Raw genomic sequence first — 26,991 nt, 5'->3', positions numbered from 1 at the left:
TTGAGTATCAATGCGGTTTCAATCGCCCATCTAGTTGACGAAGAATGCTGTACTGAAATCCCCGGCCTCGGCCACCATGATGCTCAGTGCAGCACCAGTGGCTCATAGCCTGCTCGTCTATCCAAAAGTCAGTGAGCCTCGTTTGGTCAAGGCTCTGTTATATTCCGGCCAATTGGTGATGCGATGCTTGGATTTGCCCATCTTGTATCGATTCCGGTGTGTTATTTACAGGATCTGATCGCATCAGGAGCAGAAGGTTCACCTATATAAGGCAACAACGCCTATAGTAAGTGCATGCAGATAGAAGAAACATTCAGAGATCGGCCTTGTTGCTCAAATCATCTAGGGCGAGACAATCCCTAGGCCCTGTCCACAACGTCTCATCATTTTGATAAAGGAGCTTGAACCTACCCGGTAACTTAGTCATGGTAGCCGGTTGATGTCTTGGGCATTCAGGCAACCAGCATTGTCGACTCTTCATAAAAACAGACTTTTACAGAGAGCGTCTACGGGCAGGCTACCGCACTGGATTAGGGCTCCCAGTGTGCCGGTTGACGGTCAGCAAAAGGGAAAGGGGATTCAAGATATGATGGGGTAGGGCTCATCCTGAGTCTGTTGCCTTTGCGCCGCGGTGTCTCGTGCCGTCTAATCTTTGTACTGCCGTTTCCTTGTGCAGGCCCATAACAGTCTTGGGTTAACTGAAATTAACTTAAGTAGAAACAGCGATAAAGGCAAGCATTATCTTGTTAACCCTGAGCTGTTTACTTAGATCTGTCACCCCTGGAGCTGTAACCCCAGAGGACAGGCCATTGAAGCAGATGTTGTTGTTGTCCCAGTGCCAGCGGTTTATTGTCTGCGGCGGGTATTGGGCATCTGGCGGTGGAATAAGGCAGAGGGTAACAAGACAGGCGGACTTGGCGTTTGCCTTAGTCCAAATGTAAGCCTAATTGTAATTCCAAGCTCAAGCTCAAGTCCAAGCTTCAGCCTAAGCCTGAGTCAGATAGTGGCAATAAGCCAGGCACACCATGGCATGCATTAATTACACTGCTGTGTCTTAAAACAACAAAGGCCGGCTGAGCCGGCCTTTGTTGTTCATCATGCTTGGCTGGTCGATTGCCATCGCACAGGCACTCAGGCACTCAGGCTTCAGGCGCGCATCGCCTTGTCGCCGCGGGCCAGGCCCACCACGCCGGAGCGGGAGACTTCGACCACCTTGGTCACTTCCCCCAAGGCGCGGATGAAGGCGTCGAGCTTCTCGCTGGTGCCGGCCATCTGTATGGTATAGAGGCTGGCGGTGACATCCACTATCTGGCCGCGGAAGATATCTGCGGTGCGCTTGACCTCCTCGCGGGTGTCGCCGCTGGCCTTGACCTTCACCAGCGCCAGCTCACGTTCTATGTGGGCCGACTCAGTGATGTTGGATACCTTGAGTATGTCGATGAGCTTATGCAGCTGCTTCTCTATCTGCTCCAGCACCATCTCGTCGGCGGCGACCGTGATGTTGAGCCGCGACAGGGTAGGATCGTCGGTCGGCGCCACCGTCAGGCTTTCTATGTTGTAGCCGCGTTGGGAGAAGAGGCCGACCACGCGGGACAGGGCGCCGGGTTGGTTTTCCAGTAACACACTAATAATTCGCCGCATCAGCTTTTCTCCGTTTTGCTCAGCCACATTTCATTCATTGCCCCGCCGCGGATCAACATGGGGTATACGTGCTCTGTCTCATCTATGCTGATGTCGACGAACACCAGCCTGTCTTTCATGGCCAGGGCCTCGGACAGTTTGGTCTCCAGCTCGGCCGGGTTGCTGATGGTCATGCCGACATGGCCATAGGCTTCGGCGATTTTGGCGAAGTTGGGCACAGAATCCATATAGGAATGGGAGTGGCGACCCGAGTAGATCATGTCCTGCCACTGCTTGACCATGCCGAGGAAACGGTTGTTGAGGTTGATGATCTTCACAGGCACATCGTATTGCAGTGCGGTCGACAGCTCCTGGATGTTCATCTGAATTGAGCCGTCGCCGGTGACGCATACCACAGTCTCCTGCGGCATCGCCATCTTAACCCCCATGGCGGCCGGCAGGCCGAAGCCCATGGTGCCCAGGCCCCCCGAGTTTATCCAGCGCCTGGGTTTGTCGAAGGGGTAATAGAGGGCGGCGAACATCTGGTGCTGACCGACATCCGAGGCCACATAGGCCTCGCCCTTAGTCAGCCTGTACAGCGTCTCTATCACCTGCTGCGGCTTGATGCGGTCGCTGTTGCTGTCGTAGGCCAGACAGTCGCGCTCACGCCAGTGGTTGATTTCGCTCCACCAATAATCTATCGCGGCCTCGTCCTGCCGGGTGTCTTGTTCTGTGTCCAGCAGTTCCAGCATGGCATCGAGAATATTGTCGGCACTGCCCACTATGGGGATATCGACCCTGATGGTCTTGGAGATGGACGAAGGGTCTATGTCTATGTGCAATATGGTGGCGTTGGGGCAGTATTTCTCGACCTTGTTGGTGGTGCGATCGTCGAAGCGCACTCCTATGCCGAAGATGAGATCGCTGTGGTGCATCGCCATGTTGGCCTCGTAGCGGCCGTGCATCCCCAGCATGCCGAGGCAATTGGCGTGGGTGCCGGGGAAGGCCCCCAGTCCCATCAGGGTATTGACCACGGGAATGTTCAGGCGTTCGGCCAGGGTCAGTATCTGGCGGTCGCAGGCGGAAATGATGGCGCCGCCGCCGACATAGAGCACAGGCTTCTTGGCGGCCAACAGTGCCTGCAGGCCGCGGCGAATTTGGCCCCTGTGGCCCGAGGTCGTCGGGTTGTAGGAGCGCATCTTGACGCTCTTGGGGTAGACATAGGGGTGCAGCAGTGCAGGATCCAGACAATCCTTGGGCAGGTCAACCACCACAGGGCCGGGGCGGCCGCTGGCGGCTATGTAGAAGGCTTTCTTGATGGTCTCGGGTATGTCTTGGGGATCTTTGACCAGGAAGCTGTGTTTCACTATCGGACGCGAGATGCCTATCATGTCGCATTCCTGGAAGGCATCGTTGCCTATCAGGTTGCTCGGCACCTGGCCGGACAGGACCACCAGCGGGACTGAATCCATGTAGGCTGTGGCTATGCCGGTAATGGCATTGGTGGCACCCGGACCCGAGGTCACAAGCACCACGCCCACCTTGCCTGTGGCGCGGGCATAGCCGTCGGCCATGTGTACCGCCGCCTGTTCGTGGCGCACCAGTATGTGTTCTACGCCGGCGATTTCGTGCAGGGCGTCATAGATATCGAGAACCGAGCCACCTGGGTAGCCGAATATGTGGGACACGCCTTCGTCGATCAGGGAACGGACGATCATGCTGGCGCCGGATAACATCTCCATGGGCAATTCCTCTTAAGTTACCGTTACGGTAGACAGTAGCTTGCTTACAGCGACGGTAATCGCTCTAAAGTAAAGCCGGGAGGGTAGTCCCGACTCTCGCTTGCCGATGACTGCTCGGTGGAGCAGACTTTTCATCCTGTGGATGCAGCAACTGTTGCTGGGCAACAGCTTTTCATCATAGGGGAAAGCAGTTGCGTTTCAAGCCTTTTAATCAGAAAAATAACCTGAATGAAACATTTTCATCTTTAAGCCGTCCGGCCGAGGACGGCTGACGGAGTTTTATGTGGTTTGGGCCCGTCTTCTTGTCATGGGGTTGAGGCAGGAAGCCGGACTCTGCTTCCGGTTGGTGACAGCTTTTAGCATAACTTTTGAAGCAACAGGTTTGGTGAAGCAATGACTTTTTGAAGTCATAGCTTTTTTAAAACAGTCGCTTTTTGAAACTAGCGTTTGCCAAGGGAGACGGACCGCAACGTCAATGGGCGTTGCGGTTCTATGGTGACTGGAGCTGGCCGGGCCTTAGCGTGACAGCTTAAGTCACAGGCTTCTCTGCCGCTTTATGGCTGGGGCTATTGAACTGACACAGGCCGACCAGCACCACGGCCAGCAGCATGATGGCCGAGAAGGGCACGGCAGTGCCCGTGTAGAACACCGCCAACAGCGGGCCCGCCAGGGCGCCGAAACCGAATCTCAGGGTGCCTATCACTGCGGTGGCCGTGCCGGTTTGCTGCTGAAACTTCATCAGCACTATGGCATCCGCGTTGACCGACATGATCCCCAGACTGCCCATCAGGGGGATCAGCATCAGCACTGTGAACTGGTAGCCAAGCCCAAACAGGTTCACCAGCAGGAGGCCGCTGGCGGCCAGGGCGCCGCAGAAGGTGGCGACACGCAACATGCGCACCGAGCCGTAGCGACCCACTATGCGGGAGTTGAGTATGTTGGCCAGCATCAGGGCGCCGACATTGGTGCTGAACAACAGGGCGAACATGGCCTTATCCAGGCCAAATACCTCCATGTACACGAATGGCGAGGCTGTGAGGTAGCAGAAGAAGGCGAACGAGGTCAGTACCCCGCTGGCGATGTTCATCTTGACGCCGCTGCGGCAAAACACAGTGGCATAGCCGCCGAGGAAAGACTTCTGGCTGCGGCTGCCCATGTCCTTGTCGCTGGGCATCTTCAGCTTGAACAACACCAGCAGCAGCAGGGTGACGGCATAGCCTGCCTGCACCAGGAAGATCAGGTGCCAATTGCCCAGTCCCAGGATCAGGCTGCCCAGCGTCGGTGCCAGCAAGGGCGCCAACATCATGATCAGGCTGACATAGGACATGCCCTTGGCTGTGTTGTTGCCATAGACCTCCTTGATATAGCCTGGCACCACCACGGTTGCGGCCGCGCCTATGAAGGCCTGCAGCAGCCGCAGCGAGAGAAATACTTCTATGCTGGGGCTGACGGCGATAAGCAGACTGATGAGGCTGAAACCCGCCAGCCCCATGATCACCAGGGGGCGGCGACCTATGCGATCGGCCAGGGGGCCGAAACACAACATGCCAAGGGCATACCCGGCCAAGTACAGGCTCAGGGATTGCTGTACCGTGGTGATATCTGTGTCGAAGCTGGCGGCTATGGTCGCCATGGCCGGCAGGTACATGTCGATGGCCAGCGGCGTGATGGCCACTATGGCGGCGAGCATGGGGATCAGCAGTGCCAGCATGGGCACGGGTCTATTGGATTGAGCGGCTAAATCTCTGGGTTGGGAGTCCACTGGTACCTCTGGTGATTGTAAGATGGCTGCTAAGTTTGCTGTTGCTAAAGCGCGGGTCATGCACTGTTACATAGTAAGCGTCCGGCAGGGATAAGCCAATGGCGCTCAAGCGAGTTTTATCCCCTCAGAGTGTAAATAAACCGGCGAGGCGTGGGCCGTGCTCATACCACTGAGTAGGCACTCTGGCTGACGGCGCTGATGGTGGCGGCTATGGTCTCCAGGGTGTGACTGAACTGGGCCTCGCTGCCTATGCCGCCTATGCTGAGGCGAATATGGTTGTCGTGGTTGTTGAAGTCGTCGCCGTTGCGCACCAGGATGCCCTTGGCCGCCAGTGCCGTCACTATGTGGTGGGCCTTCACCGGCGCCGGCAGTTGCAGCCAGCCGTTGAGGCCGCGCCAGTTCTGCTGCAGCTGGAGACGCTCGCCCATGGCGCGAAAGGCCTGCTGTCGCTGGCGGATGAGCTGATCCCGCCCTGACTGCAGCTCGCCGCGCTCCAGCAGCTGGCAGGCCAGCTCCACATTGAGCGGCGACACCATCCAGCACTGGCTATGCAGCGCCCGTTTGATCTGTGGCATCAGCGCATCGGGCAGCAGCATGAAGCCCTGACGCAGGCCACCGGCGAAGAGTTTCGACAGGCTGGCGACATAGATGACCCGGCTCTCCGGCTGTCCCTCAGGTTGTGTCTCGGGTCTGAGTGTCGGCTGAGCCGCGGCCGTCTGGTTCCACAGCGGCGGTTGCCACTCCTCCGGCAGACAGTAATTCACGTCGTCCTCTATGATGTAGAAATCGTATTCGCTCGCCAGTGCCAACAGGCGGCGACGCTGCGGCTGGCTGTACTGGATGCAGGTCGGATTCTGGTTATTGAGAGTGAGATACACCAGCTTGGGCCTGTGGGCACGCAGCAGTCGCTCGAAGGCGGCCAGATCCAGCCCCTCCCGGGTCAGGGGGATGCCGCAGGCATTGAGTCCCAACTGGCCGGCCGCCACCCGCACCCCAGGGTAGCAATAGGCCTCGTGCAGCAGGGTATCGCCGGCGCTGCACAGGGCATTGAGGATGGCGAATATGCCCTGCTGCGCCCCGTGGGTGAACACAAGTTGCTGCGGCGACTGCAGTATGCCGCGCCGGCTCAGCCAGCGATGGAATATGGCCTGTTGATGGGGTAGGGGATTGGCGTGATACCCCAGCAGGGCGGCGAGCTTGGCCGGGCTCTTGGCCAGTGCTTGCAGGCAATCGCTCAGTTGGGCCACCTGATCCGTCAGCGGCTGCTGACAGGTTGCCAGGTTGACCTGCGCAGGTTCGTGCGCCGGGGTTTCTGTGGCGGCCACATAGGTGCCGTCACCGACCCTGGCCTCGACATAACCCCGTTGCTCCGCCAGCGCATAGGCGCGGGTGACTGTGCCGACCGTGAGCTGCAGGGCATCGGCGAGCCGTCGCTGGGGCGGCAGCTTGGTGCCCGGGGAGAGTTGTCCCGCCTGTATGGCCTGTTCCAGCGCGCTCAGCAAGCGCCGATATTTAGGCCCGCTGAATTCGGCCAACGAAGGTGCCCACATTGTACCCATGACAATAAATCCATTGATCCCGAGAATAATCCGGATAATATGCGCAACAGGTGCTTTGTGTCAATTATTGTATGTATACATTTAAGGGGTGGTATGGACGATTCTCTCTTGGCTCTGATGCTGTCGGCGGCGCTCTTCTGTGCCACCATGACCATGACACCCGGACCCAACAATATCCTGCTGGCAAGCTCGGGCGCCAACTTTGGCATCAGGCGCAGCGTGCCCCATGTGCTGGGCATACGCCTGGGGTCGACCTCGCTGCACCTGGCGATACTGTTGGGACTCGGCGCCCTGTTCGAGGCCTGGCCCCTGTTGCATCAGCTGCTCAAATATGGCTCGGTAGCCTATCTGTTGTACCTGGTCATCAAGATAGTCACCCTGCCGGTTGCTGCGCCGGGGACGCCCGGGGATGCCAGCCCCATGTCGCTGCGTGAGGCGGCACTGTTCCAGTGGGTCAATCCCAAGTCCTGGATGACGACCATTACCCTGTGCAGCGCCTTCACCCTGGGTGGCGATGGCTATTGGGCGAGCGCCGTGCTGGGATTGTTGGTGTTCAATCTGATCGGTTTCCCCGCTGGCTTTACCTGGGTGATGATAGGCGCCGCCATCAGCAAGAAGCTCAACACTGTGCGGCGTCGGCGGCATTTCAACTGGTTCATGGCGAGCCTGTTGATGGTCTCGATCCCCATGTTGGTGAAATAACCCGCCAAGACCCGGCGCTCAAACCGTGAGGAAAACGGCGGTAATATACTTGCAATACTCGCCGCCATGGCATTGGCTTTCGAAACGAATCGTCCTAATATTAATAACTTATTGAGGTCATTCGTTTGAGAGTCCAGCGTGTCGTTTCCTCGTCTTATTGCATTTATGCCAGGTTTAGAACAATTAGCTAATTACCAGTCCCAGTGGTGGCAAGACGATGTGCGGGCGGGCTTGTCCGTCGCCGCCGTCGCCTTGCCTGTCGCCATAGCCTATGCCCAGTTGACCGGAGTCAACGCCGCCGTGGGGCTCTATTCCTGTGTCTTGCCCATGTTGGTGTATGCCCTGTTCGGCACCTCCAGACAGTTGATCGTTGGCCCGGATGCGGCCACCTGCGCCGTGATTGCCGCCGTGGTGACGCCGCTGGCGGGGGGAGACAGCCTGAAACATTGGCAGCTGGTGATGACCATGACTGTCATGACGGGCTTCTGGTGCCTGGTCGCCAGCCGCTTCCGCCTCGGGGTGATGGCGGACTTTCTTTCCAAGCCTATTCTGATTGGGCTGCTCAACGGGGTGGCCATCACCATCATAGTGGGGCAGTTGTCGAAAATTTTCGGTTTCAGCTTCGAGAAAGGCTATTTGATAGAGCGGCTGCTCAATGTCCCCGGCGCCTTAACCAGGACGCATTGGCCGACCCTGATGATCAGCGCCGTCACCGTCTTGGTGTTTGTGTTGTTGAAGCGCTTTCGTCCCAGGTGGCCGGCCTCCATGTGTGTGCTGGCACTGGCAGGACTGCTGGTCTGGTTATTCAATCTGCAGCAGTTGGGGATAGTCACTGTGGGTGAGGTGAGAAGCGGTTTGCCGTCATTCCAGGCGCCGGCGTTCGACTTGGGCATAGCCCGTGAGCTGGTGATGCCGGCGTTGAACCTCGCCATGGTGAGCTTCGTCAGCATGATGTTGACCGCCCGCAGCTTCGCCGCCAAGAACGGTTACGATATAGATGCGGACAAAGAATTCAGGGCGCTGGGATTTGCCAACATAGCCTCGGCCCTGTCCCAGGGGTTCGCCATCAGTGGCGCCGATTCACGTACCGCGGTCAACGATGCCAACGGCGGCAAGAGCCAGCTGGTGTCTGTGTTGGCGGCGCTGTTGATCGCCCTGGTGGCGCTGTTTTTCACCGCGCCGCTGGCCTTCATTCCCAGTGCCGCCCTTGGGGTGGTGCTGGTGGTGGCCTCTTTGTCGCTTATCGACATCAAGGCGGTTTGGCACCTGAGAAACAGGGACAGATCGGCATTCCTGCTGGCGCTGACGACCCTGTTTGCCGTGCTGTTCATCGGGGTGATCCCCGGCATCACCCTGGCGGTGTTGCTCGGGCTGTTTCAATTCCTTTTGACCGTCACCCGGCCGACGGATCAGGTGCTGGGGCTGGACGCCAAGGGGGTGATCCGCAGCATGGATGACACGGACAAGGCCAAATCCATTCCCGGGGTGTTTATCTATCGCTTCAACTCGCCGCTGACCTACTTCAACGCCACCTATTTCAAGCGTCGATTGCTGGAGCGCTTCGTGCGTGAGTCCGAGCCCGTCGATTGCATCATAATAGATGCTGTGCCCAGCTTTACCCACCTGGATCTCAGTGTGATGGCCATGCTGGGGGATCTGCAGCAGCTGCTGAAGAAGCGCGGCGTCCGCCTGGTGATGGCGGGGCGCAAGCGGCAACTGCTCAGTTGGTTCGAGCAGGCGGGCCTGCCGACGGGAGAAGGCGGCATACTGGTCAGGCCGGACCTGTACCTGGCGCTGAAGATGAACCAGGCCTATAAACAGGCTCTCGCCGAAGGTCAGGCGCCTTTGGTACAAAAAATCAAGGAAGATGAACTGGCGCTCACCCACAGCCATCTGTGAACCTGGGCCGGCGGCGTCAGAGATTGGCATCAAAAACTGGGATCAGAGTCCGGCGTCAGAGATTGGCATCAGAGTTCGGCGGGAAAGCGGCACTCTGTGTGGGTTTCCAGCCAATTGGGAAACTTCGCCATCGCCTGGATGAAGACCCGGCTCTGCAGCAGGCCGGCTAACCAGAGTTGCACCTTAGGGTAGGGGACTTGGACGAACCAGTGGCTGTCGACGCCGGCGAACTGGCGCACGAAAGGAAAGATGCCGTAGTCGGCCAGGGTCGGGCGGTCGCAGATGAGAAAGGTCTGGCGCTCCAGGGCCTGCTCCAACCGGGCGATGAACGCCAGTCCCTGAGCGCGGTAATGGCTCTGGGGGTGCTGTGGATGCCGGTCGGCGTACTTGTACTTGTCCAGCCAAGCCTTGAATTCCCTGTCGTTGCACTCGAGCAGGGTCTCGCTGAGCGCCTGTTGCTCTGGATTGTGGGGCAACACGCCAAGGGGATCCGCCAGGTTCAATGCCCAGCGCATTATGTCCAGACTCTCGTCTATCACCTTGGCTTGGGGCAACACCAGCACGGGCACTGTGCCCTTGGGTGAGGCCTGGAGCATGGCTTCGGGCTTATGCTTGAGCAAGATCTCACGCAGCATCACCTGTTGGCCGGATAAGAGTATGCCCATGCGGGCGCGCATGGCATAGGGGCAGCGGCGAAAGGAGTAGAGTATGGGCAGTGTCTGGGGGGATGGCTTCATAGGCTCACTGTATGGCTATCATGGTCGCTGTCTGTTGGACCGAAAAAGTAACATGCCCAGGCATGATAACCCCAGGTCGGCGTCATTGAAATTCGAATTGACGCCCGGAACGTGGCATGAGTCGGGGCAGGGCCGATTTATTACTGCATTTGTTGCCGGTTTCGGGTAAGATATCGCGCGATTTTACGCCCCGCTGCGCTTGGCCCTGAGGCCGCCGCGGCGGGTAATATAGTGAAGATGCACTGGAAATGAAGTTCCAGCCAGCAGAGAGGAAGTTATGTCGAAAGTTGTTGTCTGTGCCTTATATAAATTTGTATCCCTGCCCGAGTTCGAGGCCCTGCGCCTGCCATTGCTGAAGGTGATGGAAGCTGCCGGGATCAAGGGGACACTGCTGCTCGCCCAAGAGGGGATTAACGGCACTGTTGCCGGTTCCCAAGCGGCCATAGATGGCCTGCTGGCTTGGCTCGCGGATCAGGATGGCCTGGACAATATCGTCTACAAGCTGTCGTTCGACGAAGAGATGCCCTTCTACCGCACCAAGGTCAAGCTGAAGAAGGAAATCGTCACCATGGGCGTCGAGGGCATAGATCCGCTCAAGGTCGTAGGGACTTATGTTAAGCCCAAGGACTGGAATGCACTGATCTCGGATCCCGAGGTGGTGTTGGTCGATACCCGCAACGACTATGAGGTGCAGATAGGCACCTTCAAGAATGCCGTCAACCCTGTGACCGAGACCTTCAGGGAGTTTCCCGAGTATGTGAAACAGAACCTGGATCCGGCCAAGCATAAGAAGGTAGCCATGTTCTGTACCGGTGGCATCCGCTGTGAGAAATCCACCGCCTTCCTCAAGGAGCAAGGCTTCGATGAGGTCTATCACCTGGAAGGTGGCATCCTCAAGTACCTGGAAGAAGTGCCACAGGAAGAGAGCCTGTGGGAAGGCGAGTGCTTCGTGTTCGACAACCGCGTCGCGGTGGATCATAAGCTGGAGAAGGGCCAATACGATCAATGCAATGCCTGTCGCATGCCGATCACTGAGCAAGAGAAGCTGAGCCCGGCCTATGTTCAGGGAGTGAGCTGTCCCCATTGCATAGACAAGATTTCCGATGAGCAGCGTCAGCGCTTCGTCGAGCGTGAGCGTCAGGTGCAACTGGCCAAGGCACGTAACGAGGCCCATATAGGCAGCGACGTGAACCGGGTGATAGAGGAGCGTCGCTTGCATAAAGAAGCGCTCAGAAAGAGCCGCAACGAACAAAACGCCTGAGTCGAAGAACTCTTGGTCTGAAACAAGAAAGCCAGTGGCATAGCCACTGGCTTTTTTGTCTTTTGGGCTCAAGGCGGCCATCCCTGGGTAGTCAGTCGCGCATGGCCTTGTCCTGCAGGCTGAGGCTGAGTTCCAGCCCCAGGCTCGACATGTGTTTCTGTTCCCTGTGCAGGTCCTTCAGGAACAGGCTGAGCTTGCGCTTATTGCCGGGCAGGGTCAGGTTGAGCCCCTGGCTGCCGGCCTGCACCCTATCCAGGGTCAGGCTGTGGGCGTTGCGGCCCAGATTCAGCAATACGGCCAGGCGCAGCAGGCATAGCAGGCGCACCAGGGGCAGGCGCTGTGGCTGGCTCAGCTCATCCAGCAAGGCGAGGTTGGGTTTCTTGCAATGGTTGGCGATGAGCAGCGCCAAGTCCTGCTGCAGCGCCTGGCTGAATCCCGGCAGGTCGCTGTTGCTTATGATGTAACCCCCATGCTTGTGGGCCGCCTTCGAATTTATGTGTATGCCGATTTCATGCAGGCTGGCGGCATAGGCCAACAGACGGGCGTGGGCCCGCAGTTGCCAGGCGTCGGCGACTTGTTCGAACAGGGCCATGGCCGAGTCCCTGACCTTGGCGGCATGATCCGGATCGACATGATACAGCCTGGCTATGCTGTCCACCGTGCGCAGGCGGATGTCCTGGTACTGGCCTATCTTGGCCAGCTCGTACAGCACCCCTTCACGCAATGCCCCCTGGGCGAAAACCAGTTGGGTCACAGGCAGGCGCCGAAAGAAACTGATGAGGATCGCCAGACCGGCGGCCAGCAGGGGCGTGCGTTTATCGTCTATGTTGGCAAACTGGATATGGGAAACATGGCCCCAGGCGATCAACTTGAGCCTGAGGCGTTTGAGCCGCGCCAGGGTCACCACTTCATCGCCATGCTCTTCCAGCAGCGCCTCGCAGATGGCCTTGATGCTGCCTGAGCTGCCCAGGGTCAGTTGCCAGTCGCCGCTGAAATAGTCCTTGGACAGGCTGGAAAACTGCCTGTCGGCCGCCGCCTGGGCGGCCTTGAAGGCGTCGGCCGTGAGCCGGCCGGCGCCGAAATAACGTTCGTTGAAGCTGACACAGCCGCAGCGCAGGCTGGAGAGGTGGGTAGGGCGGTTTTTCTGTCCAAGCACCACTTCGGTGGAGCCGCCGCCTATGTCGATCACCAGGTTGTGCTTGGCCAATACCTGGCTCTGGGCTATGCCGTTGTAGATGAGGCGTGCCTCTTCATGGCCGGAAATCACCTCGACCGGGTAGGGCATGATGGCGGACGCCGCCTCTATGAAGCTGTCGCGGTTTTTGGCGACTCTCAGGGTATGGGTGGCGACCAGGCGCACCTGGGCCTGGCTCAGGCTGGAAAAGCGCTGATTGAAGTCCCGCAGACAGTCGAGTCCTCTGTCCATGGCCTCCTGGCTGAGACGGGCCTGATCGTCCAATCCCTGGGCCAGCTGAACTTGCTGCTTTTCCTTATGCAGCACCTGCAGGCTGCCGTCCTGCTCGCGGGCGATCACCAGGTGAAAACTGTTGGAGCCCATGTCGATGGCGACGAAGTGCCTGGGTTGTGCTTGTGTGTTAACCAATGTCATTTACCTTAAGGGCAAGGCCGCCGGGGCCCTGGCTGTTATCCCGCCTTGGTGAGCAAGACGTCATGGCCCTTGTCTTGCGCCTGCGCCTCAGTCTGTTGCTTCAGTTCCTGCAGCTGGCGCTTCTCATAGTTGACCAGATAATGATAGATGGCGACCTGGGAGCGCAGCTTGCGTTTATTCCCCCTGTTACGGTAGGGATTGCTCTGTTCCTTGTTGATGATCCTCGCCTTGGTGTTGTCGTTGAATTGCAGCGACAGTATGTCCATCACCATCTGTTTCAGACGGGGATCATAGATGGGGGCGCTGACCTCGACGCGGTTGTCGACGTTGCGGCTCATCCAGTCGGCGGAGCAGATATAGAGCTTATTCTCGCCGCCGGCGTGAAACAGCATGACCCGGGAATGCTCCAGGAAGCGGTCGACTATGCTGTAGACCTCGATATTGTCGCTCACCCCGGGAATGCGGGGGATCAGGGCGCACATGCCGCGGATCAGCAACCTGATCTTGACCCCGGCCGCCGAGGCCTCGTACAGCTTCTGGATCAGCGCCTCATCTATGAGGTTATTCAGCTTGAGGGTAATAGCCGCCTTCATCCGGCCGTGGGCATTGACTATTTCCTGATCTATCAGGTTGGTGAGCTTCTGCCTGGCATCATAGGGCGAGACGATAAGGTGTTGGAAGTTATCGCGCCTGTAGGGATGCTCGATCAGCTCGAATACCTGTTCGACTTCCCTGGCGATCTCCTGATTGGCGGTAAACAGAGAGAAATCCGTGTAGATCCTGGCGGTGCCTTCATTGAAGTTGCCCGAGCCGACATGGCAATAGAGGCGGGTTTCGCCCTGTTCCTCGCGGCCTATCAGGCAGAGCTTGGAATGGACCTTGAGACTGGGGATGCCGTGATGCACCCTTACCCCGGCCTCGGCCAGGATGCGGGACCATTCTATGTTGGATTGCTCGTCGAAGCGGGCATGCAGCTCGATCACCGCAGTGACCTTCTTGCCATTCTTGACCGCATCCACCAGCGACTGCACCACATGGGACTTCTTGGCGACCCGGTAGAGGCTGATGCGGATGAAACGCACCGCGGGATCATAGGCCGCCTGGCGCACCATCTCGGTGAAATGGGAAAACTTGTGATAGGGGTAGTTGAGCATGATGTCGCCCATGGCGATGGCATCGAAACTGTTGGCGCAGCGCCCGAAGCCCGCACTGTCGAGCGCCGGCATCTTCTCGTTTTCCAGGTAATGGCGGCTGGGATTGGGGAAGCCGATGAAGTCCTTGAAACTGTGATAGCGGCCGCCGGGGATCAGACACTCGGTGGAGCTGATGTTGAGATTGTCCTTGAGCATAATCAGCATATGCTCCGGCATGTCCCTGTCATACACCAGGCGTACGGGTTCGGCGGTCAGGCGTTTCTTCAGGCCCTTGGTCATCTTCTCCAACTGGGTCTGCTCCAGTTCATCCGTGATGTCAAACTCGGCATCCCGGGTGAGTTTCATCGAATAGGCGTCTATGGCCTCGTACTCGAAGAAGGGACCGAAGAGTTCATCGACACAATGGCGGATAATATTGTCGAGCAAGATCAGGTATTTCTTGGCCTTGCTCTTCTCGGTCGGCAGCTCAATGAAGCGCGGCAGGTTCTTGGTGGGCACTTCGACCAAGGCATACTGACGTCGCTCCTTGCTGTAGAGGCAGACCGCGAGATAGGTGGCATCATCGTTGATCTGTTTCACCAGATCCCGGCTGTTGTTGACTATCAGGGGACTAATATGGCGTTTGAACTGATCCTTGAAATGCTTCTTGAGCCAGGCGCTGTGGAAGTCGCTCAATTGTTTCTCATTGATTAAGAAAATATTACGCCTGACCAATTCACGCATCAGATCTGCGTAGATGGCGTCGAAGCGCTCCTGCAGCGCGAGCACCTTGGACTGGATCTTGGCCATCAGGTGGCGGCTGTGGCTGCGGCCATCCTGCAGCGAGGAAATGAGGATGGCCCGGCGCACCGCCGCGACCCTGACCCGGAAAAACTCATCCATGTTGCTGGAAAAAATCCCCAGAAAGCGCACCCGTTCCACCAGGGGGACCTGGGGATCGCAGGCTTCCTGCAATACGCGTTCGTTGAAGGATAACCAGGAAAGCTCTTTATCTATCGATAACTTGTCTGTGACGGGCGACACTGCACGGCTCCTTATAGCAAGCGTCCGGGGCAATACACAATAGCATTCATCCTGCTTTGTGCAATGGATTTACCCATGGCATGGCGGAGGATTTTGGCTGTAAGTGATTGGCACCAAGGGTTCTTCTGGCGATTAAGCTACAAGGGCATTGTGTCAGTTTGATGACGAATGCGACATAAATATGACACTCAGGTGACATGGCGTTCGAAGAGCGCTGTTGCAGCCGGCGGCGGCTTCAGCTGCGGCGCCAACTATGCTAAGGTACGCGGTTTTCCGCTTTGGAGCCTCGCTATGTTTATTGGGTTTGATTATGGCAGTGCCAATTGTGCCGTCGGCATGATGCAGGGAGCCGAAGTGCGGCTCTTGCCGCTGTCGAGTGATTCGGATTACCTGCCGTCCACCTTATACGCCATGGACAGGGAACTCATCGCCGAGGCCGTCTTCCATGGCCTGCCGGCCGGACTCAAGGCCGAGTATGCCGGCAAGCGCGCCGCTCAGTTGAGCCGGGCCCGCATGGTGCGCCACGAGCTGGATCTGGGCGCCGACGAGCAGGCGGTGTTTGTCGGCGAGGCGGCGGTGCAAGCCTATCTCGAGCTGCCGGACGAGGGATTCTATGTCCGGTCGCCAAAATCCTTTCTCGGTGCCACGGGCCTGAGGCCGGAGCAGATAGCCCTGTTCGAGGACATAGTCACTCTGATGATGCAGCACATCAAGACGCTGGCCGAAGCCAGGTTGGCCGAGGCTGGGGAGATGGCGGGAGCCATCAGCCATGCCGTCATAGGCAGACCCGTGAACTTCCAGGGCATAGGCGGCGAGGAGAGCAATCGCCAGGCCGAAGCTATCCTCAGGGTCGCGGCGAGCCGCGCCGGCTTCAGCGAGGTGGCCTTCCTGTTCGAACCCCTCGCCGCCGGCATGGACTATGAGGCGAGCCTGGCGGAGGACAAGACTGTGCTGGTGGTCGATGTGGGGGGCGGCACCACGGATTGCTCTTTGGTCAAGATGGGCCCAGGCCACAGGCATAAAGCGGATCGCAGCGCCGATTTTCTCGGCCACAGCGGGCAGCGTATCGGCGGTAACGATCTGGATATCGCCCTGGCGATGCAGGCCTTCATGCCCCGGCTTGGGCTTGGCAGCCAGACCAGGAGCGGCAAGCCCATGCCGAGCAAGCCTTTCTGGAATGCGGTCGCAGTCAATGACATCAGTGCCCAGCGGGAGTTCGCTGCCCTGAGTTCACGCAAGCTGATCCAGGCGCTGCTGGAAGAGGCGCAGACGCCTGAGTGCTTAAGCTTGCTGCTCAAGGTGCAGAGGGAGCAACTGGGTTACCAGCTGGTGCGCAGCGCCGAGCGGGCTAAAATTGACTTGTCTGACGCGGCCAGTGCCGCCAGCAGTCTGGGGTATCTGGACTCAGAGCTGCGGGTCGAGGTCAGCCGCGGCCAGTTCGAGGCCGCCATAGAGACATCGCTGGCGAGGGTCGAGGCGCTGATGCACCAGGCACTGGCCCAGGCTGACGGACAGGTACCTGAGGTGATCTATGTGACGGGGGGAACGGCCAAGAGCCCGGCTATCTATGCCAGGATCGCCGCCATCTTCCCAAAGACGCCCGTGGTAGTGGGCGATCATTTCGGCTCGGTCACCGCCGGCCTGACCCTTTGGGCGCAGAAGCTGTTTGCCGCTGCGCCCGTCAATCCGGCGGCAAACTTAGCCGCCAGCAGAGCAACCAGCGAGGCGTATTGATATGCAGGGACGTGAAATTATCGGCAGCAAGAGCATGAGGACCGGGTTACTGGCCGGGGCCGTTCTGGGCGCGAGTCTGGCACTGTCGGCTTGTGGCGACGATGTGGGTAAGGTCAGCCTGGGGCTGTTTACCACCAAGGATGTGATCATAGATGCCAAACAGGATCCCAAGTTGCCCGGGGTGACCTGCCACATCAGCCGCATAGAGGCGAACCTGGATCTGGCCGATCCTTCTGACATGAGCATCAGCTGCCGTCAGACTGGGCCCATCAGCTCGGCCCAGTTGGCGGGCATAGATACCAGCAAGCAGGGCGAGATCGTCTTCAAGGAGTCGTTGAGCATACTGTTCAAGAGCCTCAAGGTGAGGCGGATCTTCGACAGGGAGCACCAGACCCTGCTGTACCTGTCATACTCCACCAAGGAAACCAACGGCAGCCATAAGCATGCCTTGTCGACCGTGCCCTTGTATGGCACGGCAGCCTGGGTCGCTCCCGAGCCCAAGCCTTGAGCACCCAGGCCTTGAGAACCTAAGCCTTGAGCGCCTATGGGCCCTAAGAATCCAGGCCCTGGGAGTCTAAGTCTAGGGAATATAAGCCTAGGGAACAGGCCCCTAGGGCCAGAATAAAAAACCGCCGGCCGGCGGTTTTTTTATGTCAGATGCCCTGGTAAGAGCGGGCTGCCCGGGTTAGTTGGCCAAGGCGGCGTTGAAGCGGGCGAAACCCGCCTCGAGATCGGCAATCAAGTCATCGGCATCTTCCAGGCCGACATGCAGGCGGAGCAATGGCTTGGTCTTATCCCAGCGGGTGGCGGTGCGTATGCTCTCTATGCCGAACACCCCGAGGATCAGGCTCTCATAGCCGCCCCAGGAGAAGCCCATCTTGAAATGCTGCATGTTTTCCACCATGGCGGTGATGGCGTCGAGATCCCCATGCTTCAACACCACGGAGAATAAGCCATTGGCGGCGCTGAAGTCACGCTTGAAAAATTCATGCCCGGGGCAGGTTGCGAATGCCGGATGGCGCAGGTGATCCACCTCGGGGCGCCCCTGGAGCCAGTTGGCGACCTTGAGGGCATTCTTCTGGTGTTGGGCCATGCGCACCCCCAGGGTACGCAGGCCGCGGGCGGCGAGATAGACATCGTCGGGCGAGGTGGTTTGCCCCATGAGGTAGCTGTTTTCCCTCAGCTGGTCCCAACAGCGGGCGTTGGCGGTGGCCGTGCCCAGCATCACATCCGAGTGTCCTACTATGTACTTGGTCGCCGCCTGGATGGAAATATCGACCCCCATGTCGAAGGGACGGCAATTGATGGGCGAGGCCCAGGTGTTGTCGAGCATGACCACCAGGTCCTGCTCATGGGCGATGCGGCATAGGGTCGGCACGTCCTGTACTTCCATGGTGAGCGAACCCGGCGACTCGAGGAACAGCACCTTGGTGTTGGGGCGGATCAGCGCCGCGATGCCGGCGCCTATCATGGGGTCGTAGTAGCTGGTCTCTATGCCCAAACCCGCCAGCAACTTGTCGCAGAGATCGCGGCTGGGCTCATAGGCGCTGTCGACCATCAGCAGGTGATCCCCCGACTTGAGGAAACTCAGCAGGCAAGCGCTGATCGCCGCCGCGCCTGAGGGATAGAGGGCGGTGCCGACGCCGCCTTCCAGTTCGGCTATCGCCGCCTGAAAGGCGAAGTGGGTCGGGGTGCCGCGGCGGCCATAGAACATCTCGCCCTGGGTCTTATGCTTGGCGGCATGACGCATGTCATCCATGGTCTCGAATACCACAGTCGAGGCGCGGAACACAGGCGGGTTAATCACCCCCTTGGTCCACTTCTTGTCCCGGCCCAGGCTGACTATCTTGGTGTCTTGCTTCATATCATGCTGTTTCATCGCTAATTCCTGCCATGGATTGAATCGAAAAGTCTGGCTGCTGCGCTGGCATCTTAGCATCTCACGGGCCGAATAACAGGCCGTCAAGATGAAGCCTATTCATGCTGCCCCGCTATTGGCTGTCCTTGAGCAGAGGCAAGTGGATCACTATTTCCACCCCTGAGCCATCGGCGCGGTTGCGGGCGAGGATCTGCCCCTGGTGAAAGACGCAGATCAGCCGGGCGATATACAGCCCCAGTCCCAGGTGGGGCTTGGCTTGTTGTTGATGGGGTCTGACCGACACCATGGACTCGAAGATCTGTTCGGCCATGTTCTGTGGCAGCGCGGGACCGCTGTTGCTGACCATGAGGCAGGCCTGCTTGCCCTGGGATTTGAGGCTGACCTGGATGGCGCTGTCCGGCTGGCTGAATTCCAGCGCATTGGCGATGAGCTTATCCATTAGCTGGGCCAGGTATTCGGGCACGCCGCGCATCCTCAGCTCCTGCTCTATCTCTGTGGTAAATTCCTGCTGCGGGTAGGTCAGCTGGTAGCCCTGCATGCAGCCGGAGATCACCTTGGACAGGGGGAAGGCCTGCATTTCGGCCTGGGACAGGCTCTCTTCCAGCCGGGTAGCCTCGCTCATGTTGTTGAGTATCATGCCCAGACGGCTGACGCCTTCCTGGGCCCGATCGACATACTTCTGGCTGTCGCCGTCCAGTTGCTGCAGCTGCAGGTGCTCCAGCGAGCTGCGCACCACTGCGACCGGGGTACGCAGCTCGTGCGACAGACGCGAAGACATGTTTTCCAGGTATTGGTTGTATTGCCTCAGGCGGCTGACTATGTTGGAGAAGCTGCGCGACAGGTCGCCAATCTCATCCCTGTTGTTCGAGGCCTTGATGCCGCTGCGGATCCGCCCCTGGCTGTCGATGGCCCCTTCGGCCTCGTCCCTCAAGCTGCGGATACGGCTGGAGATGCTGGAGGCGAAGAAGAACAGCGCCAGGGTGCCCATGCTCATGATGGTGATGATGACGTTGAACAGCTTCTCCAATGCGCGATTGCGCAGGCTGCGGATCCCGTGGGTGGTCTCTTCGGCGACGACGGCGCCCATGACCCTGTCATCTATCCAGATGGGGCTGGCGGCGGCCAAGATCACCGCCTTGCTGTCCGGTGTCAGGCGCCAGGTGGAACCTTGCTTGCCGATCAACGCCTTGCGAATATGACTGCCATCCAGTTCGGTGGAGTCTTGCAGTGAGTCGACAAAGTCCTGGGGTGGCGCCGTCAGCACCCGGTAATAGAGGGGGTGCAATATTTTACGTTTGAACAGGCTCCAGAGATCTTCATCCTCCTCCTCATCCAGGGTGCGGGTCCAGACGCTGCTGTTGGCGCGAATATCCCCCGACTTGGCCAGCACCCGGCCGTGGTTGTCTATCACCCAGATCCGCGAGCTATTGTGGCCCATGCCCTTGATGATGTTCTCAATTTCTGGTGAGGGTACCAGCACAGTCCCCAGGTTGTCGGCCCTGTCTATGGCGGAGGTGCCGACTATGGCTTCGACCCTGCGGCGCCGCTTGTCGTTGACATCGGAAATGGCGAAGCCGAGCTTGCTGCCGACCATCTCCAGCGGCAATCTGAGCTCTATGTTGTAGCCCTTGTCTGTCTTGCGCCACTGGCCCTGAATGCGCACCTCTGGGGTGACAGGGGTGGAGCGTGCCGGGTTGGCGGGCAGCTCGAAGGCACTGATCCAGCCATCTTTGCTGGTGGCTATGATATAGCGCCTGAATTGACCGTCCGGTGCCAGGGTTGCCAGGGTCAGATGATCGTTATGGTCGACGCTGAGGGCCCTGCGGCCGCGGTAGACGACATTGGGATCTGTGACTTCGAAGAAGCCGTAGAGATAACCGCCGTATCTGCCCACCATATGGGTGAAGCTGAGGTTGAGGGGGGCATCCTCATCTGCCTGCATTATCAGATGGGACTGGCCATAGTTGATGAATCTGTGGCTGTAGCCCTGCCAGTCGACCAGCTTACCGTCGAGCTGGATGGGGCCGTTCAGCGGGTAGGCATACAGATCCCGGCTCTTCTCGACCCTGTTGAGGAAACTCGCCTGGTTGTCGAATAGCTTGGGCCTCTCATGCAGGGCGGTGGCCAATGCCTGGGTGGTGCCCTCCAGGGTGCGCTCCTGGCCCTGGCGCAGGTATTTTTCCATCTCCCACACGTATTGGTAGCCAAGCCAGGGCAGGCATAGCAGGAATAGCGACAGTATGACGACCTTGGTGCGCAGGCCTATGGGCAGATTAAGCATCTTGGAGCTGAGGTCCTGAGTGAACGGGCGACGTGCACATACTAGCCTTGGGAATCCCAACGGTAGCCCATGCCATAGACGGTATCTATGCAGTCGAAGGCAGGATCGGCGGCGATAAATTTCTTCCTGATGCGTTTGACATGGGAGGTGATGGTGCTGTCATCGACAAATATCTTGGCTTCCTGCATCAACTCCTGGCGGCTGCGCACATGTCCAGGGTGCTTGGCCAGGGCATGCACCATCCAGAATTCGGTCACCGTCAGTTCTATGGGGGTCTGCTCCCAAAGCACCCTGATGCGGTTGCTGTCTATGGTCAGGGGCCCCCGCTCGAGCAGGTTATCCTGGCTCGCCTGGGTTCCAGCGACGTCGGAGCGGCGAAACAGGGCGGCCAGACGGGCGATGAGGTGGGGGAAGCTGACATCCTTGCTCAGGTAGTCATCGGCGCCCAGGCGCAGGCCACAGACGGTATCGAAATCGCTGTCGCGGGCGGTGAGGAAAATGATCGGCAGGCTGCTCGACAGCGCCCGCAGCGATTGGCATAGGGCGAAGCCGCCGTCGATCTCATGACCCAGGCCTATGTCTATGATGGCCAGATCCGGCAGCCGGGTATTGAACGCCTGCATCGCCTCGGGGCGATTGGCATAGGTCTGTACGCTATAGCCCTGCTGCTGCAAGACATCTTTATAGTTTTCTCGAATGGCCGCTTCATCTTCCACTATGGCGATACGTTTCATCCTGGTATTCCACTTGGCATTGCTGAACTTGGCGTGACTATACAGGATTTTATCCGGGATTGAAGAGGGGCGCGGCAATTGCCATTTTGTTGCCACTATTGATAGGCGAACAGCCTTCTTTCTTCCCTGCCGTTGCCATCTACTTGATGTTTAATGACTTCATCGACATGCGAGGCGCCGGCAAAGCGGCGGTCGTGGCCATAATGGCCAAGGTGTCGCGCCATTTCATTCAGCAACAATACAGGGACAAGAAGATGAATAGACAAATGCATACAGGCTCAATGCAGCAAGCACCCGCCGAGTCGGGACAGATAGTGTCGGCAACAACAGTGCCACGGGCGTTCAAGCGGCGGTTACTCCCCTTGCTGGTGAGTGTCGGCGTGGCGACAAGCCTGGGCTTTTCAGGTCAAAGCCTGGCGGCCGAGCGGCAGGAGAAGGCCCTGGGACATGAGGAGCAGGCACAGGAGAAGGAGCAGGGGCATGAGGAGCTCATAGGCGTAGGCTCGGGTATCGTCCTGGGCGCAGTGGTAGGCGGGCCGGTCGGGGCCATCATAGGGGCATTCACCGGGGGGATTTTGGGCAAGAGTGTCGGCGATGACGAGGAACTGGCCCGCAAGCAGACCCGGTTGGCCGCACAGGAAAACGAGCTGACGGCACTCAGGCAGGAGCAGGCGGCGTTGACCGCGACGGCGCAAGAATATGATCAGGCCCAGCGACAGCTGAGCGCCCTGAAACAGGCGCAGCAACAACTGTTGGCCGAGTTGGCCCTGGGACTGAATGTGCAGTTCCGTACCGGCTCTTCTGTGATAGAGCCGCATTTCGCCCGCCAACTGGACTATGTGGCCGATACCATGGCGCTGGCGCCCGAGTTGAGGTTGGATCTGACGGGATATGCAGATCGCCGTGGCGATGCAGATTATAACCAGGCCCTGTCCGAGCAGCGCCTGGCGGAAGTGAAGAGCTATCTGGTGCAACGCGGCGTGGCCAAGGACAGGCTCAACGCCCAGGCCTATGGCGCCAGCTCGCCGCTCAACGAAACCCAGGACAGGGAAACCGACGTGTTCGATCGGCGGGTGACCCTGAAGTTGCAGGCAAGGGACACAGAGCTGGCCAAGGTCGCCGGGCACTGAGATGGCCCGGGCGCCATGCCTTTGGCAAGGGCGTGCGAGGAAAGCTGGGGATTTGAGAGAAGAGCAGGGATTTGAGAGGAGAACAGGGAATGCCTATAGCTAAGGCGCAAGTGATTGCGCCGCCTCGCTGCGGCGGCATGTTGGCGGCACTCGTGAGTTTAGCCTGCCTGCTCTTGGGGGCACCGGCGGCAGTCGCAGCGGCCGACGCCGGCGCTGCCCGGGAAGCCGAACTCGCTCAGGGCAGCCTCTGGTACCTGGGAGAGGATGGCGGCTATCGGCAGGCGCTGCCACTGCATACCAGGGTCGAGATGCAGGTCACAGGGCTGGTGAACAGGGTCAGGGTGATTCAAAGCTTCGAAAATCCTGGTCAAGACTGGCTTAACGGCGAGTACCGCTTTCCCTTGCCCAACGAGGCCGCCGTCGATGCCCTGCGCCTGATGTTGGGTGAGCGCATCATAGAAGGCAGGATCCAAGCGAAAGCCGCGGCGAGACAAAGCTACGAGACAGCCAAGGTCCAGGGGAGACGGGCCAGCCTGGTGACCCAGGAAAGGCCCAACATTTTCAGTACCGAGGTGGCCAACCTAGCTCCGCGGGAGACAATGACGGTTGAAATCAGCTATCAGGAGACCCTCAACTACCTGGATGGCGAAGTCGGCTTGCGTTTTCCCATGCGAATCACCCCAAGATATAGTCCTAGGCGGTCGGGCGCAGCAGATGACTCTCCTGCCTATGACCCTGAGGCAAGCCTGGAGGATAAGCAGGAGGATAGGCAAGAGGATAGACAGACAGATGAGCAGGCCGGGAGTGGCTGGGCGGCGGCTCAATCCGAGTCCGGGGAATGGTTGATGGGCGCCACTGAGCCTCAGCCGGGTGTCGACATCCGGGTGAGGCTGGCCGCGGGTTTCCCGCTGGCGGAGGTGACTAGCCCCTACCACGGCATCACCAGAACGGAGCAACCGGACGGCAGCACAGAGATAAGCTTGACGGAAGCTGCCATAGCCAACCGTGATTTTGTGTTGCGCTGGCGGCCACAGGCCCTGTCCGGGGTCGAGGTGACCATGTTTAATCAGCCGGGCCGGACCCATGCCGCCTCAGCCCAGTCCCAGCCCCCGGCTGAGGATCAGGGCACAGGGGCGGAAGACGAAGCCAGGTACGCCTTGGTCATGCTGATGCCGCCCGGGGCGAGCGACAGGCATCCGGACCCTGTGCCCCGGGAACTCATCCTGGTGATGGATACTTCAGGCTCCATGGCCGGAGATGCCATGGAGCAGGCGAAACAGGCCATGGCCCAGGCGCTGTCGGGGCTAAGGCCGCAGGACAGCTTCAACATTCTGGCGTTCAGCAACGACGTGAACGCATTTGCTGCCGGCGCCTTGCCCGCCAATAGCAGTAATCTGAGTCGGGCACAGGACTTTGTCGCGGCCTTGACCGCCGACGGCGGCACAGAAATGACGCCGGCGCTGTTGAGGGCGCTGGCCGCCGCCGGGCAGCAGCAGTTACGACAAAAGTCACGACAAAAGTTACGACAGATCATCTTCATGACAGATGGGGCCGTGGACAACGAGGCCGCCCTGTTCCGCCTGATAGCAGAACACCTGGGTAGCAGCCGCTTGTTCACCGTTGGCATAGGCCCGGCGCCCAATTCCCACTTCATGCAGAGGGCGGCCGAGCTTGGCAGGGGCAGCTTTCTCTATATAGGCAAGCAGGCCGAGGTGGCATCACAGATGCAAACCCTCCTGGGTAAGCTGGCGCTGCCTGTGGTGACCGACATCAGGCTCGAATATCCGGATGCCAGTGTGCCCGATTACTGGCCCAGGCGGGTGACGGATCTCTATCGTGGCGAACCTTTGCTTATCAGCCTGAAACAGGCAGCCGACTCGCCTAGAGAGCTGCGGGTGTCGGGGAAGGTCGACGGCCAGTTCTGGCAGAGGCAGTTGTTCCTGGGCGAGGCATTGCCCGGCAGCGGTCTGGACATCTTGTGGGCCAGGAAACAGCTTGCCGCACTCGAACTGAACCGGACCCAGGCCAACGCGGCGGAAGTCAAAGCCGCGGTGACGGCCCTGGCACTGGATTATCATCTGGTGAGCCGGCATACCAGCCTGGTCGCCGTCGAGCTGACGCCGGCAAGACAGGCAGGCGAGCCGACCCGGGAGGCCCAAGTGCGCCAGGCCTTGCCCTGGGGATGGCAGCCTGCCCCAGGGAGTCTGCCGCAAACGGCCACAGCGAGCCGGTTGGAGATCTTGTTGGGAGCCTTGCTCATAGGCCTGGCGGCCCTGCTGGCCCTGAGCCATAGAGGCAGGGCAGGGGCGAATAGTCGCTGGCAAGGCTAGAGGCTGGCTTCGGCCCTGAATTTATCCCTATTGAAGGAGTCAGAGATGGCATTATCCAGGGCTATGCGGCGCTATGGCTGGCTGCCTGTGCTGTTACTCGGGGTCATCTTGTTTGGCAGAGGTGTCTATATGCAGGCGAAAGCCCATTTTGCCCAGTTCTTGATCCAGGCTGCCTGGCAGCAAACCCTGAGGGACCAGAGGCCCCATAAGCCCTGGCACTGGGCCGATACCTATCCTGTCGCCAAGTTGTCGGTGCCCCTGATGTCAGCCGGCACCGACGCGGTTATCCGGGTGAAAGACATGTATGTGCTGGCGGGGGCCTCGGGGCGCAACCTGGCGTTCGGCCCGGCCCTGGTGCTATCCGGGGCCAGGGTGGGCGAGGCCGGCAACAGCGTCATTGCAGGGCATAGGGACACACATTTCGGCATCTTGCAGGAGGTGCGCCAGGGACAACCTCTGTGGTTGCAAACTGCCGATGGACGGGAACTGGCCTATCGCGTTGTCAGCATCCGGGTAGTGCATGAGAGTGACAGCCGCTTCATGGCCAGGGACGGGGAAGACAGGTTGACACTCATCACCTGCTATCCCTTCGATGCACTGACGGCAGGCGCCGAGCTGAGGTTTATTGTCGAAGCCGTGCCAAGGATGAGCGAACTCAGGGAGCCATAGGCATGACCCGGTTGCGCCCCAGATTTTTCGCCTGGTAGAGCAGGTTGTCGGCAACCTCGAACACTTGGGTCGACGACTGTTTCGCCTGCCACTGGGCGACGCCGAAGGAGGCGGTGATGTTATCTATTATGTTCCCCGAGCGCCTGTCTTTGACGCTCAACTTTTCCAGGCTGCGCCTGATGGCTTCCGCCAGTTGCCTTACCCGCATCAACTGACTGCCGGGGACCAAGATCCCGAATTCTTCACCGCCGACCCGGTAGAGCTTAGCGCCGTCACGGCAGGCCTCCTGTACCCGCTTGGCGACGGCTTTCAACACAAGATCGCCCAGTTGATGGCCGTAACTGTCGTTAAATGCCTTGAAGTGATCTATGTCCAGCAGGATAAGGCAGGTCCCCTGGGGGCTCTGGGTCAAGAGCCCGGCGAGATCTTCATCGAAGGCCCGCCGATTCAGGCAAGAGGTCAGGGCATCGAACAGCATATCTTTCTCGGTTTGCTCCAGCCTATGCCTCAGGCTGGTGATTTCCGACTGAGCGCGTGCCAGTTGCTCGGTGAAATACTCAGTGCTGGAACGTATATCATCGGCCTCCTTGACGAAATTGCGCACCAGATCCAATACCTGCTCGACGCTGAAACCTTCATCTTCGACCCTGTGCAGCTTATCGAAATGGCCCTTTATCCGGTTCTGGAAAGTGCTGGCATCGGAACGTGTGTCTGTCAGCGATTGTGACAGCTCGGTTGCCATGGCATCGAGATTCTGGCGCATATTCCTGACATCCAACTGGGTGGGATCGGCAACGAACTGACGGTATAGCTGCTCGCTGTCTATGGGCGGACAGGTGGAGTACTGGGAAATAATGGTATCAAGTTTTTGATTTAATGTGGGGTTTTGCTCACCAACATAGGTGTACCATAGGGCATAATTGGTCGGCGTGGTGGGAATGCTATGCTTGAGCATCAGCGGCACGGCTCGCTTAAGGTGCATGGCGGCGGTTTGTAATAATGTTGGCGACATCTGGGTACCTTAATCAAAAGCCTGCCAGGGCAGGGGAAAGCTTGCATTGCCTGAGGATCCCTGTTTGGATACCCGGAGGCCGATGGCGATGCGCCATACATATAAGGGGCATCGCGGCCGAGATCGTGACCTAGCTAGGATGCGCTGCTATGCC

The 26,991-nt window shown here is 59.0% G+C and carries 19 protein-coding genes and 1 pseudogene; 8 read left to right on the top strand and 12 right to left on the bottom strand.

Features of this window, described 5'->3' with window-relative positions; translation table 11 throughout:
• Window positions 1–46: 46 nt before the first annotated feature.
• The 5 genes and pseudogenes from LZP73_RS15195 to LZP73_RS15175 all read right to left on the bottom strand — a co-directional run.
• Window positions 47–201, bottom strand: a pseudogene (locus LZP73_RS15195) (IS5/IS1182 family transposase); the annotation flags it as partial.
• A gap of 945 nt (window positions 202–1,146) precedes the next feature.
• A complete protein-coding gene (gene ilvN, locus LZP73_RS15190) occupies window positions 1,147–1,641 on the bottom strand; it encodes an acetolactate synthase small subunit (RefSeq protein ID WP_169562325.1) in 495 nt (164 codons plus the stop codon).
• Complete coding sequence (locus LZP73_RS15185) at window positions 1,641–3,362, bottom strand: acetolactate synthase 3 large subunit (RefSeq protein ID WP_234235826.1); 1,722 nt, start codon at window positions 3,360–3,362, stop codon at window positions 1,641–1,643. Before LZP73_RS15185 ends, ilvN begins: the two co-directional genes overlap by 1 nt.
• A 529-nt stretch (window positions 3,363–3,891) precedes the next feature.
• Window positions 3,892–5,073, bottom strand: a complete 1,182-nt coding sequence (locus tag LZP73_RS15180) for a multidrug effflux MFS transporter (protein WP_234235837.1) — start codon at window positions 5,071–5,073, stop codon at window positions 3,892–3,894.
• A gap of 212 nt (window positions 5,074–5,285) precedes the next feature.
• Window positions 5,286–6,683 carry an aminotransferase-like domain-containing protein gene (locus LZP73_RS15175; protein WP_234235825.1) on the bottom strand — a complete coding sequence of 466 codons (1,398 nt, stop codon included), beginning with the start codon at window positions 6,681–6,683 and terminating at the stop codon, window positions 5,286–5,288.
• Between the two features lie 93 nt (window positions 6,684–6,776).
• On the opposite strand from LZP73_RS15175, the gene LZP73_RS15170 reads away from it, so the two are divergent.
• Window positions 6,777–7,385 carry a LysE family translocator gene (locus tag LZP73_RS15170; RefSeq protein WP_234235824.1) on the top strand — a complete coding sequence of 203 codons (609 nt, stop codon included), beginning with the start codon at window positions 6,777–6,779 and terminating at the stop codon, window positions 7,383–7,385.
• Window positions 7,386–7,523: 138 nt separating this feature from the next.
• Window positions 7,524–9,284, top strand: a complete 1,761-nt coding sequence (locus LZP73_RS15165) for a SulP family inorganic anion transporter (protein WP_234235823.1) — start codon at window positions 7,524–7,526, stop codon at window positions 9,282–9,284.
• 68 nt (window positions 9,285–9,352) lie between these two features.
• Here LZP73_RS15165 and LZP73_RS15160 read toward each other — a convergent pair whose 3' ends face one another.
• Entirely contained in the window at window positions 9,353–10,021 is a 669-nt protein-coding gene (locus tag LZP73_RS15160) for a glutathione S-transferase (protein WP_234235822.1), read from the bottom strand.
• A gap of 277 nt (window positions 10,022–10,298) precedes the next feature.
• On the opposite strand from LZP73_RS15160, the gene trhO reads away from it, so the two are divergent.
• Window positions 10,299–11,282: an oxygen-dependent tRNA uridine(34) hydroxylase TrhO gene (gene trhO, locus LZP73_RS15155; protein ID WP_234235821.1), complete on the top strand. Its 984-nt coding sequence runs from the start codon at window positions 10,299–10,301 to the stop codon at window positions 11,280–11,282.
• A 91-nt stretch (window positions 11,283–11,373) separates the two neighbouring features.
• On the opposite strand, the gene LZP73_RS15150 is transcribed toward trhO, so the two are convergent.
• On the bottom strand, window positions 11,374–12,885 hold the full coding sequence (locus LZP73_RS15150) for a Ppx/GppA phosphatase family protein (RefSeq protein WP_442800750.1): 1,512 nt from the start codon (window positions 12,883–12,885) through the stop codon (window positions 11,374–11,376).
• A gap of 41 nt (window positions 12,886–12,926) precedes the next feature.
• Window positions 12,927–15,068 carry a polyphosphate kinase 1 gene (ppk1, locus tag LZP73_RS15145; protein WP_234235819.1) on the bottom strand — a complete coding sequence of 714 codons (2,142 nt, stop codon included), beginning with the start codon at window positions 15,066–15,068 and terminating at the stop codon, window positions 12,927–12,929.
• Between the two features lie 291 nt (window positions 15,069–15,359).
• Between ppk1 and yegD the strand changes: the two genes are divergently transcribed.
• Window positions 15,360–16,802, top strand: coding sequence for a molecular chaperone (yegD, locus tag LZP73_RS15140; RefSeq protein WP_234235818.1), 1,443 nt, complete (start codon window positions 15,360–15,362; stop codon window positions 16,800–16,802).
• A 34-nt stretch (window positions 16,803–16,836) separates the two neighbouring features.
• Window positions 16,837–17,310, top strand: coding sequence for a CreA family protein (locus LZP73_RS15135; RefSeq protein ID WP_234235836.1), 474 nt, complete (start codon window positions 16,837–16,839; stop codon window positions 17,308–17,310).
• A 177-nt stretch (window positions 17,311–17,487) separates the two neighbouring features.
• Here the strand turns inward: LZP73_RS15135 and LZP73_RS15130 are convergent, their stop codons facing one another.
• The 3 genes from LZP73_RS15130 to pdsR form a co-directional block, all read right to left on the bottom strand.
• On the bottom strand, window positions 17,488–18,666 hold the full coding sequence (locus tag LZP73_RS15130; RefSeq protein ID WP_234235835.1) for a cystathionine beta-lyase: 1,179 nt from the start codon (window positions 18,664–18,666) through the stop codon (window positions 17,488–17,490).
• Between the two features lie 127 nt (window positions 18,667–18,793).
• Window positions 18,794–20,962: a proteobacterial dedicated sortase system histidine kinase gene (pdsS, locus tag LZP73_RS15125; protein ID WP_234235817.1), complete on the bottom strand. Its 2,169-nt coding sequence runs from the start codon at window positions 20,960–20,962 to the stop codon at window positions 18,794–18,796.
• A gap of 41 nt (window positions 20,963–21,003) precedes the next feature.
• Complete coding sequence (pdsR, locus tag LZP73_RS15120) at window positions 21,004–21,696, bottom strand: proteobacterial dedicated sortase system response regulator (RefSeq protein WP_234235816.1); 693 nt, start codon at window positions 21,694–21,696, stop codon at window positions 21,004–21,006.
• A gap of 392 nt (window positions 21,697–22,088) precedes the next feature.
• Between pdsR and pdsO the strand changes: the two genes are divergently transcribed.
• The 3 genes from pdsO (at window position 22,089) to LZP73_RS15105 (ending at window position 25,825) form a co-directional block, all read left to right on the top strand.
• On the top strand, window positions 22,089–22,826 hold the full coding sequence (pdsO, locus tag LZP73_RS15115) for a sortase-associated OmpA-like protein PdsO (protein WP_234235834.1): 738 nt from the start codon (window positions 22,089–22,091) through the stop codon (window positions 22,824–22,826).
• A gap of 89 nt (window positions 22,827–22,915) precedes the next feature.
• A complete protein-coding gene (locus tag LZP73_RS15110) occupies window positions 22,916–25,156 on the top strand; it encodes a marine proteobacterial sortase target protein (protein ID WP_234235815.1) in 2,241 nt (746 codons plus the stop codon).
• A 45-nt stretch (window positions 25,157–25,201) separates the two neighbouring features.
• A complete protein-coding gene (locus LZP73_RS15105; protein ID WP_234235814.1) occupies window positions 25,202–25,825 on the top strand; it encodes a class GN sortase in 624 nt (207 codons plus the stop codon).
• Here LZP73_RS15105 and LZP73_RS15100 read toward each other — a convergent pair.
• The gene (locus LZP73_RS15100; protein WP_234235813.1) at window positions 25,812–26,837 is read right to left on the bottom strand and encodes a diguanylate cyclase domain-containing protein; all 1,026 of its coding nucleotides are present in this window, start codon (window positions 26,835–26,837) and stop codon (window positions 25,812–25,814) included. The genes LZP73_RS15105 and LZP73_RS15100 overlap by 14 nt on opposite strands.
• Window positions 26,838–26,991: the final 154 nt, after the last annotated feature.

The organism is Shewanella sp. AS16, assembly GCF_021412365.1.
GTDB classification, from domain to species: domain Bacteria; phylum Pseudomonadota; class Gammaproteobacteria; order Enterobacterales; family Shewanellaceae; genus Shewanella; species Shewanella salipaludis.
The sequence above is the reverse complement of the archived record's forward strand: the minus strand, read 5'-3'. Positions and strand labels throughout refer to the sequence as shown.